This is a genomic window from Planktothrix sp. FACHB-1355 (assembly GCF_014748295.1).
GTDB lineage: Bacteria > Cyanobacteriota > Cyanobacteriia > Cyanobacteriales > Aerosakkonemataceae > Aerosakkonema > Aerosakkonema funiforme_A.
Window position 1 is genome coordinate 1 of the sequence record NZ_JACJUP010000154.1, and the last position, 8,970, is coordinate 8,970.

General features: G+C 46.7%; 4 protein-coding genes. All 4 read right to left on the reverse strand.

Annotated features, from left to right (window positions below; genetic code table 11):
- Positions 1–14 precede the first annotated feature (14 nt).
- On the reverse strand, positions 15–2,237 hold the full coding sequence (locus H6S82_RS09620; RefSeq protein WP_190473355.1) for an amylo-alpha-1,6-glucosidase: 2,223 nt from the start codon (positions 2,235–2,237) through the stop codon (positions 15–17).
- Between the two features lie 537 nt (positions 2,238–2,774).
- The gene (locus tag H6S82_RS09625; RefSeq protein ID WP_190473342.1) at positions 2,775–3,806 is read right to left on the reverse strand and encodes a PleD family two-component system response regulator; all 1,032 of its coding nucleotides are present in this window, start codon (positions 3,804–3,806) and stop codon (positions 2,775–2,777) included.
- A complete protein-coding gene (locus tag H6S82_RS09630; RefSeq protein ID WP_191056177.1) occupies positions 3,794–7,540 on the reverse strand; it encodes a response regulator in 3,747 nt (1,248 codons plus the stop codon). The genes H6S82_RS09625 and H6S82_RS09630 overlap by 13 nt, the downstream gene beginning before the upstream one ends.
- A 478-nt stretch (positions 7,541–8,018) precedes the next feature.
- The gene (locus H6S82_RS09635; RefSeq protein ID WP_190473358.1) at positions 8,019–8,930 is read right to left on the reverse strand and encodes a YegS/Rv2252/BmrU family lipid kinase; all 912 of its coding nucleotides are present in this window, start codon (positions 8,928–8,930) and stop codon (positions 8,019–8,021) included.
- Positions 8,931–8,970 lie beyond the last annotated feature (40 nt).

Sequence of the window (8,970 nt, forward strand, 5' to 3'; positions counted from 1 at the left end):
GCCCACCCTACTTGCTAAGCTTCGATGACTACGCGCAAATTACCGCGTTTTTTGGCGACTCGGCAGGAAGTTGTATTTCCAGTTCGCTCGAATTCCAAATCCAGTAAAGTTCCGCCTACTCGCAAATTGTGCAACGACAGAGATTCGATCGACTCCGGAAGCGCCGGATCGATAATTCGCAAATAATTATTCGGCGCATCCGGTACCAGATCGATCGTCATTTGCAACAACTGAAAAATGCTGCCCGTTGCCCAAGCTTGGGGCGAACAAGCGACAGGATAGCGTATGGGAGTATTGTCGCCGTTACGTTCGTAGCCGCAGAATAATTCTGGGGGACGTTGATAGGGTTGATGCAGCGTCATATCAATCAATCCCTGGCAAAGTTCCAACGCTCGATCGATCGAACCGAGACTGCGTAACCCCATTGCAATCAGCGAATTATCGTGCGGCCAAACAGAACCGATATGATAGCCCATCGGATTGTAGGCGGGTGATAAACTGCTCAAAGTGCGAATACCCCAACCGTTGAACATATCTGGCGCTGTCAGTCGTTCCGCTACACTATGAGCTTTTTCCGGGGTAAGAATGCCGAGATGGAGACAGTGACCGGGATTGGAAGTAATGCTATCGACTTGATTGCCGTCGCCATCGAGAGCTAAAGCACAAAAACTTTCGTCTTCCAGCCAAAAATCGCGATTAAAGCGGGCTTTCAAGTCATTCGCTTCTTCTAGCCAGCGCTCGGACAAATCGAAGCGCTTCTTTATTCTGGCAATTTCCGCCAAACGCACCTTCGCGGCGTAGACGTAAGCTTGGACTTCGCAAAGAGCGATCGGCGGTTTTGCCAGCTGACCTTTACGATAGACAATACAGTCGCCGGAATCTTTCCAACCTTGGTTTACCAAACCTCGCGACGATCGACAAGCATAACGGAGATAACCGGTTTCCTGACAATTGCGATCGATCCAATCCATCGCCGCCAAAGCGTTTGGCCACAAACAATCTAGGGTTTCCCCGTCCGCAGTCCAAGCATAGTACTCCGCATAAAGCATCAACCACAAAGGTGTGGCATCCACAGTACCGTAGTACGGTGTATGGGGAACTTCACCGCAGCGAGCCATTTCCCCAAAGCGGATCTCGTGTAAAATTTTCCCCGGTTCCTCGTCGCGCCACTCATCATTTATTTTGCCTTGGTATTCGGCAAGAATCATCAGAGTTTCCCGTGCGATCGACGGGTTGTACATTAAAATTTGAGACGCCGCTATGATAGAATCGCGACCGAACAAAGTAGAAAACCAAGGCACTCCCGCCGAAAGCACCGTACCTTTATCGAACGATTGACGCAGCAAATAAACATCTTTTTCAGCGCGTTCGATCGCCTGATTAAAAATAGCTTTGTCCGAGCGAATCCGCGTACTTTGCTGCGTCCAACTTTGCTCCTCCTGTAACTCAGCCGCCTTAGCTTGGCCTAGCGTAATGGGAGCCTGTATTGTAGATATCGGTTGGTTATTGGTAAACATCTGAAGCCGATATCCGATGGTTTCGCTTTGGTGAGATGGCAACTCCAGACGCCAAATAGCGGTGTAGCCCTTAAAAAGGTCTGGCTGGCGATGGTTGAACTGGATGCGAGATTCCATAATCGAGCCATCTAGACCTTGGTATGCTAAAGTCAGCTCGCCAGTTTCTTGTTCGGCTGGTTTTCCATCTCGGATCGATCGCAGAAGTTGCCCGCGTTTTTGTCTCCCAAAACCGCGCACTTCAAATAAATCTACGAAATCGGCATCAAAGCTAATGCTCAGTTCAAAGCTAACGGTGTTGGTGCTGTAATTAGTGACTTCTATTTCTGAAAAAAGAGCGCCATTGAGAAGAAGTTCGCGCCGAATTCCCAACGTATCGGGTGCGAGAAGATTTTCGATTCTAGGATTGGTACACAAAACCGACAGCACAAAGCCTTTATCGGCTGTGCTGTTGAGCAAAACTGGGGCTCGACCTTCTATTTGCAACTCCAGGCGACTCAAAAACCGGGTGTCTTTGCAGAACAGACCCATACTGGTGTCTACATCGTCTCTTAAACTGCAAACTATGTTGCCCAGCGTATCGGTCACCAAAAACATATCGTGGTCTTTGATAGTGAGCGTTGGCTGGGGTTCTTCATTGAGAACGCAAGGCCATTCTGGGATGGGCTCTCGATCGAATGGCACAAAAATTTTATCGTCTAGCTCAACAATATCCGGCAACATTCCAATCAATTTTCGCTTCAGTGTACATTATTGATTTTAAATTTTAGATTTTAGATTTTCGATTGACATCACCGCTCAACTAAACTTACTCAAACCTACTCACAGGCTGAAAGTCCAGTCATTCGTAGTGGGTCAAGCACCACAGGGTTAAACGGCAAACCCTTTATTCCTTGGTCTAAGACAACTACTTTTCGGCACAATTCTCGCCTCGATATAGGAGATGGTAAAGTTGATTAAAGTTTAATTTCTGGTGGTGTGTAAAAAAGTGTTGACGATAATGATAATTAGCTAGGTTAAACAAATTTTTCGACAAAAAAGCCTTATGGTCAATTTCTGACCAGAGAGGATGGTTTTTTGTGATAATATGACGTTCTACTAGCTTCATGTTGTGATTATACCGTGAAAAGAGCTACTCTCAAAAACTCCCTCACCAAAAATTATCATAATTGGCATCTAGCTATCAAAATGACTAAGATTGAGAAGAATTAGTTAGATTTTTGGCAACTGCATTTACCCCTAAATTTCTGTGAAGATCTGCTAGGATTCCCATGAGTTAAGGATAAAGCGATCGCGTCCGCTAGCTTTTGCTTCGTAGAGCGCCTTATCAGCAGCATCAATCAGCATTATCGGCTGGGAATGGGGAGGCGGAACAATACAGGCAAGACCCAAACTAGCAGTAACGTACTGGCTGACCCCAGACTGGGGATGGCTGATTTTCAACGCTGCTATGTTGGCTTGAATCTGCTGAGCTACATGAATTGCACCACGATCCGGGCTATTGGGCAAAATCACGGCAAATTCTTCACCTCCGTAACGCGCCACTAGATCGGCGGGACGTTTCGTAGCTTCGCGAATAGCATGAGCAACCTGCTGCAAACATATATCTCCAGCTAGATGACCGAAATGGTCATTAAAAGCTTTAAAAAAATCTACATCGCACAGAATCAACGATAGGAATCCTTGTTCCCGTGCCATTCGTCGCCATTCGCGTTCGAGAGTTTCATCAAAACCGCGACGATTGGCGACTTGAGTCAGACCATCCAAACAGGCAATCCTCTGTAACTCCTGATTAGCTGCTTCCAGCTGTTTGTAAAGTTGAGCTTGTTCGATTAAACGACGCACCCGCTGGCGCAGTACAGCCCAGTGGATGGGCTTAGTCACATAATCAGTAGCACCCACCTCAAAAGCTCGATCGACAGATGCCGCATCCTCCAAACCGGTCACAATTAAGATTGGCGTGCGACCCGATCGCATTTGCCATAGAGAATTTTGTTGACCTTCTGGATTACCGTAAAGTAGCGTCTGTTTGGCATCCTCTTCATTTAAAGATTGCAATTTTGCACAGCAGGCAAAACCATCCACGATGGGCATAACCGCATCTAATAGCACCAGATCCGGCTTGATGCGTTGGTAAATCTCGATCGCTTCCTGACCGTCACAAGCTTCTACAACTCGATATCCTTCTTTTTCCAGCGCACGCCGGAGTAGAATTCGCATCATTTTTTCGTCATCCACGATCAGGATCGAAGGTGGTTCTGGTTGACAAACTCCTGTGTTCATGGTTGACATTTTTGGCGTTCTATTTGCAAAGCGGCCTTAACTGCTTCATATTCGAGATTAATGAGAGACTGATTGCCAGTTCGTGCGGGCAAGACAATTGCCGACGCCTGTTCGAGATTGCCATTTTGACCCAGTGCTTCCAATTGTCTGCTTAATTCGGCAAGTGTAGCTGCACCCAGAGTAGCACTGGTTGACTTGAGAGTATGAGCCGCCCGCATTAGCGTCCGCCAATCACCGATTTCAACGGCAGTTTGGATGGCTTGCAATAATTGGGGAACATCTTCTAGAAAACAATCAATTACTTCCTGCACAAGTTCCCCAGCATCATCTTTACCTGCCATATCGCGGATTGCTTGCAAAGCGAGAGGATCGATCGATTGCGGACATGGGATTTGAGTTTTTCGATCGTCGGGTCGCGCTTCGGATGGCATCGTCTCCTGGCAATTATGCCAGCTCTCCCAGGCGCGATCGAAAATCGCACAGGTGGAATTGTTCTGCTGACACCTCTCCAATGCCAAAAGCAATTCTTCCAGCCGGACTGGTTTACTGATATAGTCGTCCATACCCGCTTGCAGACAAATCTCGCGATCGCCCTGCATAGCATTAGCCGTCATCGCAATAATCCAAGGTCTACTCGACTTGAGATTTTGAATTTTAGATTTTAGATGGGATGGAATAGATTTCCCCTTACCTTCTCCCTCTTCTCTCTTCCGCTTTTCTCTCTCCATTCCCCATTCCTGGCAGATGCGACGAGTGGCTTCTAGTCCGTCCATTTCTGGCATTTGCACATCCATCAACACCACGTCGTAGGATTGCCGATGCAGGGCATCCAGCACTTCCAAGCCATTCGCCGCCACATCCGCCCGATACCCCAGGCGCTGTAATATTTGTAAAGCTACCTTCTGGTTTACCACATTGTCCTCCGCTAACAGAATTCGCAGCGGTAGCGATTCAGCGAGTTTGGGCATTGTTTGCCCTGTATCGAAAGTCATTCGTTCTCTGTCTTTTAACGATGAAAAATTATTTTTGATAAAAGTCGAACGAACGGAAAAGATATCAACCAAAATATCGTAAAGTTGAGATTGTTTAATCGGCTTATTCACGAAAGCGGCAAAATCTGCACTGCTGTTCTGGAAATCCGTTTGCTGTCGTCCCAGAGAAGTTAGCATCACTAAAGGCAATTGACGGTACTCTGGGATTTGGCGAATTCGAGTGGCAAGGGTAAGACCATCCATCTGCGGCATCTGCATATCCAAAATAGCCAAGTCAAATTCCTTTTTCTGAAGCAGCCATTCCAATGCTTCGCTACCAGATGCAGCCGCCTGAGCGAACATTCCCCAAGACTGAGCTTGTAAAAGCAAAATTTTGCGATTGGTGGCATTATCATCAACTATGAGCAGTCGCTTTCCTGCTAAATGAGAGCGAGGCTCGCCCAAGGTCGTCGTCACGCTTGGCCAGTTGTCGGTACTGCTGTTGAGAGCAACTTCGGCAACGATCGCAAAATAGAACGTAGAGCCTTCTCCCTCTTCTGTTTCAAACCACAGCCGCCCACCCATCATTTCTGCTAACTTTTGGCTGATCGCTAAACCCAAACCCGTACCGCCATATTGTCTGGTAGTGGAAGCGTCAACCTGACTGAAAGCTTTAAATAAGCGATCGATCCGATTGGAAGGAATACCAATGCCAGTATCTTGGACGGCAAAACGAATCGCGTATTTTGATGGAGTAGGGGAGTGATTAACTTCGTTTTTTGAGTTTTGAGTTAAAAAAATTTCTCCCGACTCTGTTTCGCTCTTTAGAGGGCGGGCAGACACCGACACCAAGATTTCCCCATTTGTCGTGAATTTGACGGCGTTACTGAGCAAATTTACTAAAATTTGGCGTACTCTGGTGATATCCCCTACTAAAGTTACAGGTACAGAAGGCTCAATCAGATAAGCTAATTCCAGTCCTTTTTCAGTTGCTTGACGCGCTACCAAGTCGAGACATTCTTCAATACAGCTACGCAAAACAAAAGGTGTTTTTTCTAACGCCAGCTTACCCGCCTCAATTTTAGAAAAATCGAGGATATCGTTAATAATAGCGAGCAACGCTTCGCCACTACTGCGAATAGTTTCCACAAAGTCTTGCTGTTGAGGCGTTAATTGCGTATCCAGCAACAAACCTGTCATACCGATAACCGCATTCATCGGAGTGCGAATCTCGTGACTCATAGTGGCGAGAAATTCGCTCTTGGCGCGGTTGGCAGCTTCTGCGGACTTTTTGGCTTGTTCCAAATCTAAGTTTTTGGCGATTAATTCCTCCCGTTGGCGCATTTCTTGCTCTAGCAGGTGGCTTTGAGCCAAGGCGATCCCGACTTGAGCGGCGACAGCTTCCAACAATTCAATTTCGTCTTTAGTCCACTGACGGAAGCGATCGCACTGATGCAAACCAATCACGCCGTTAGGTTCTTCCTGGTAGGAGGTACGAATCCCTAAAAGCGATTTGAGATTCATTTTACGACAGAGTTCTGTCACGGGTTCTAAGAGCGGATCGATGTAAACATTAGGGGAAGGTATCGCCCGATCGCTAGCCAGTATATGCTGTGCGTAGGGATTAGCATTTACGGGGATTTCTAAATTTATAATCGATTCGTACCCAGGTTCTGAATACTCAGCTACCACCGTAAGCTGGGCGGTAGGAGTGGCAATATAGGTATGAATGACGCATTGGTTGACTTTAAAGGCATTACCTAGCAGTTTGGCAGTGGTTTGAATAATTTGTGTCGTGTTATAGCAGGCACGAATTTCTTGCGTAATTTGTGCTAAAAGAAGACTGCGTTCCAGTTGTTGTTCTAAAGCCGAGTAAGCTTTAGCGCGATCGATCTCGCTGCCGATCCACTGCCCCATTAACTTCAAAAATTCTTTGTCTACAGATTGGAACAGCGTGCATCGCGGGGTGCGGCTAGAGAAACACAGCACACCGTAGACTTGGCCTGCTACAACTATTCTCGTGCCCAGATAAGCTTCCATTTGAAAAGCCGCGTAGCCTGGATGATACCACCACTCAGAATTGCTGGCGTCAATGCCGATGGGTTCTTCCGATTGCAAGGTTTCGCGGCAGTAAGTTTGCTGCAAATCGAATACATCTCCGCTACGGATGCTATTATCGGGCGTTTGTGCTGCAACTATTTCATAGCGATCTCCTTCTACACAAGCCAAGACGCCAAAATCTAGGGTCAACCGCTGAGAGCCAATTTCTAGCATCCTTTTCAGACGCTGGTGAAAATCCATTTCTTGCGATGCCGTCACCTCATAAAGCGCTCGAATTGACGCTTCGCTCTCTCGCAGTACTCGCTCTGCACGTTGAGGCTGGTGGGGCGGCTGAAAAATATCACCGCCCCACCAGCGGAAAATTCGCTGGCGATCGGCTACAGTAGTCGCAGTGCCATCCGCAATGCTTTGGCGCGATGTGCGATAAATCCAAGCAATGGAAATCCCAGCCGCTAGGGCAATCAAAAAGTCAAATCCTACTTGCAATATGAATGGTGTGGAAATGATGTGCTGTTCGCCGACAACGGCAGTTGCCAGGACATAGCCTGAGTATGTAAATGTGCAAGTACAAAAGATTGCGGAGCCTGCTGCTAACAGCCCATTCCGTCGTATATGCTGCCCCATAACCAGTTGCTTAATAATTATAAATGCGATCGTAAAGTAGCAAGTGGCAATAAAGATAATCGTGCCGAGCGCAAGTTTTATAAGCATCTATTAAAACTTCCTTGATTCAAACTTTCCTAGTGGTTGCCGCAGCAGTCATTTTTAAAGTGTGATTTGGGATGGCCAGTTACCCATACCCCCTCGCTAATAGCCAATAATGTTATTAGTTATTAGTCTATTGCAATTCAGCAATAAAAATGTCATATATATGGGATTGCAGTCACAGTTAAAAATCTACTATTCTCGAAAACAGTCAGGAAATAAATTGCAATTATCAGCTTTATATTTATTTGCCGTAATTTCTTCTCTATGTCAAAATCTGGTAATGGTATATTTGCAAAATTTACCTCTACCTTAAGGATGATAAATATAGCTAATCGATTGAGCGGGATTAGAGGGACGGCAATATTTAAGGCTGCTCCACAAGAGAGTTTTAGGCAATTAACTTAAGCCAAGCCAAACCCAGCCTTTAACCCTGACGCTACAGGGTCTGAGATTTTGTTAAAGTAGCCTTCTTGGCCCACAATCAAATTTCTTCAACTGTAAGCGGCGTTTTAGGTTCAACCTTTAAGTCGGGAAGTCCGGAAAGTTTCTCAGAAGCCACAGCTTCTTCAACTAAAGGCAGGATCAGGGTTAAACCGCCAGGAACGCATTCAATTTCAATCGGGGTGGTGCCTATCGGTTCACCATCAAGAACGACTTTCTGGGGCGGGTGGGTGTTGATTTTAACTTTTCTTGTCCGCAGATAACCGATGTCGTCGCGTTGAGCTGCGTTGCCGCTAAGAGCTGTTTGAAGCAGGTGATAGGAAGCAGCGATCGCTCCAGCTATATTCATCGGCGCTACTATAGTCACATCCAACAAACCATCATCCGAAATCAGGCCAGCCGGCCCTTGGGCCAAAATCGAGGTAGGAGGTGCGACATTGGCGACTGTCACCGCAGCTGCCGTGACAGTAATAATTTTGTCATCAGTTTCAATCTCTGATTCAAACCTTTCTAACTCTCTGAGCTGCTGTACTCCAGCTAAAATATAAGCCAGCATTCCAAAGCGATTTTTAGCTTCGCGATCGGCTTTTTCGACTGTTTCTGCCTCAAAACCAATACCAGCAAGCAAAACCATCGGTTTGCCATTGCAGTAGGCAGCGTCGATCTTCCGCGTGACTCCCCCTAAAATTGTTTGGCAGGCAGCTGGAATCGTGTTTGGAATACCTAATGCAGCAGCAAAGGCATTAGCAGTACCCCGCGAAATTACTCCCAAGGGAATGTTTGTTCCCACCAAGCCAGCGGCGACAGCAGAGATAGTACCATCGCCGCCAGAAGCGATAACCGTTTCAGCCCCGCGTGCTACAGCCTCTTGTACCAAAGTTGCTGCATCAACTTCTGGAGTTGTCAAAAGAATTTCCAATTGACATACTCCCCGCGCTGAAGCGACGGGGATTCTTTACGCTTCATTGAGTCGTGCTACCGAAGTAGTCTTA

Coding starts and splice junctions, on each gene's coding strand:
- H6S82_RS09620 (WP_190473355.1), bottom strand. CDS start 2,237: ATGTTGCCGGATATTGTTGAGCTAGACGATAAAATTTTTGTGCCATTC.
- H6S82_RS09625 (WP_190473342.1), bottom strand. CDS start 3,806: ATGTCAACCATGAACACAGGAGTTTGTCAACCAGAACCACCTTCGATC.
- H6S82_RS09630 (WP_191056177.1), bottom strand. CDS start 7,540: ATGCTTATAAAACTTGCGCTCGGCACGATTATCTTTATTGCCACTTGC.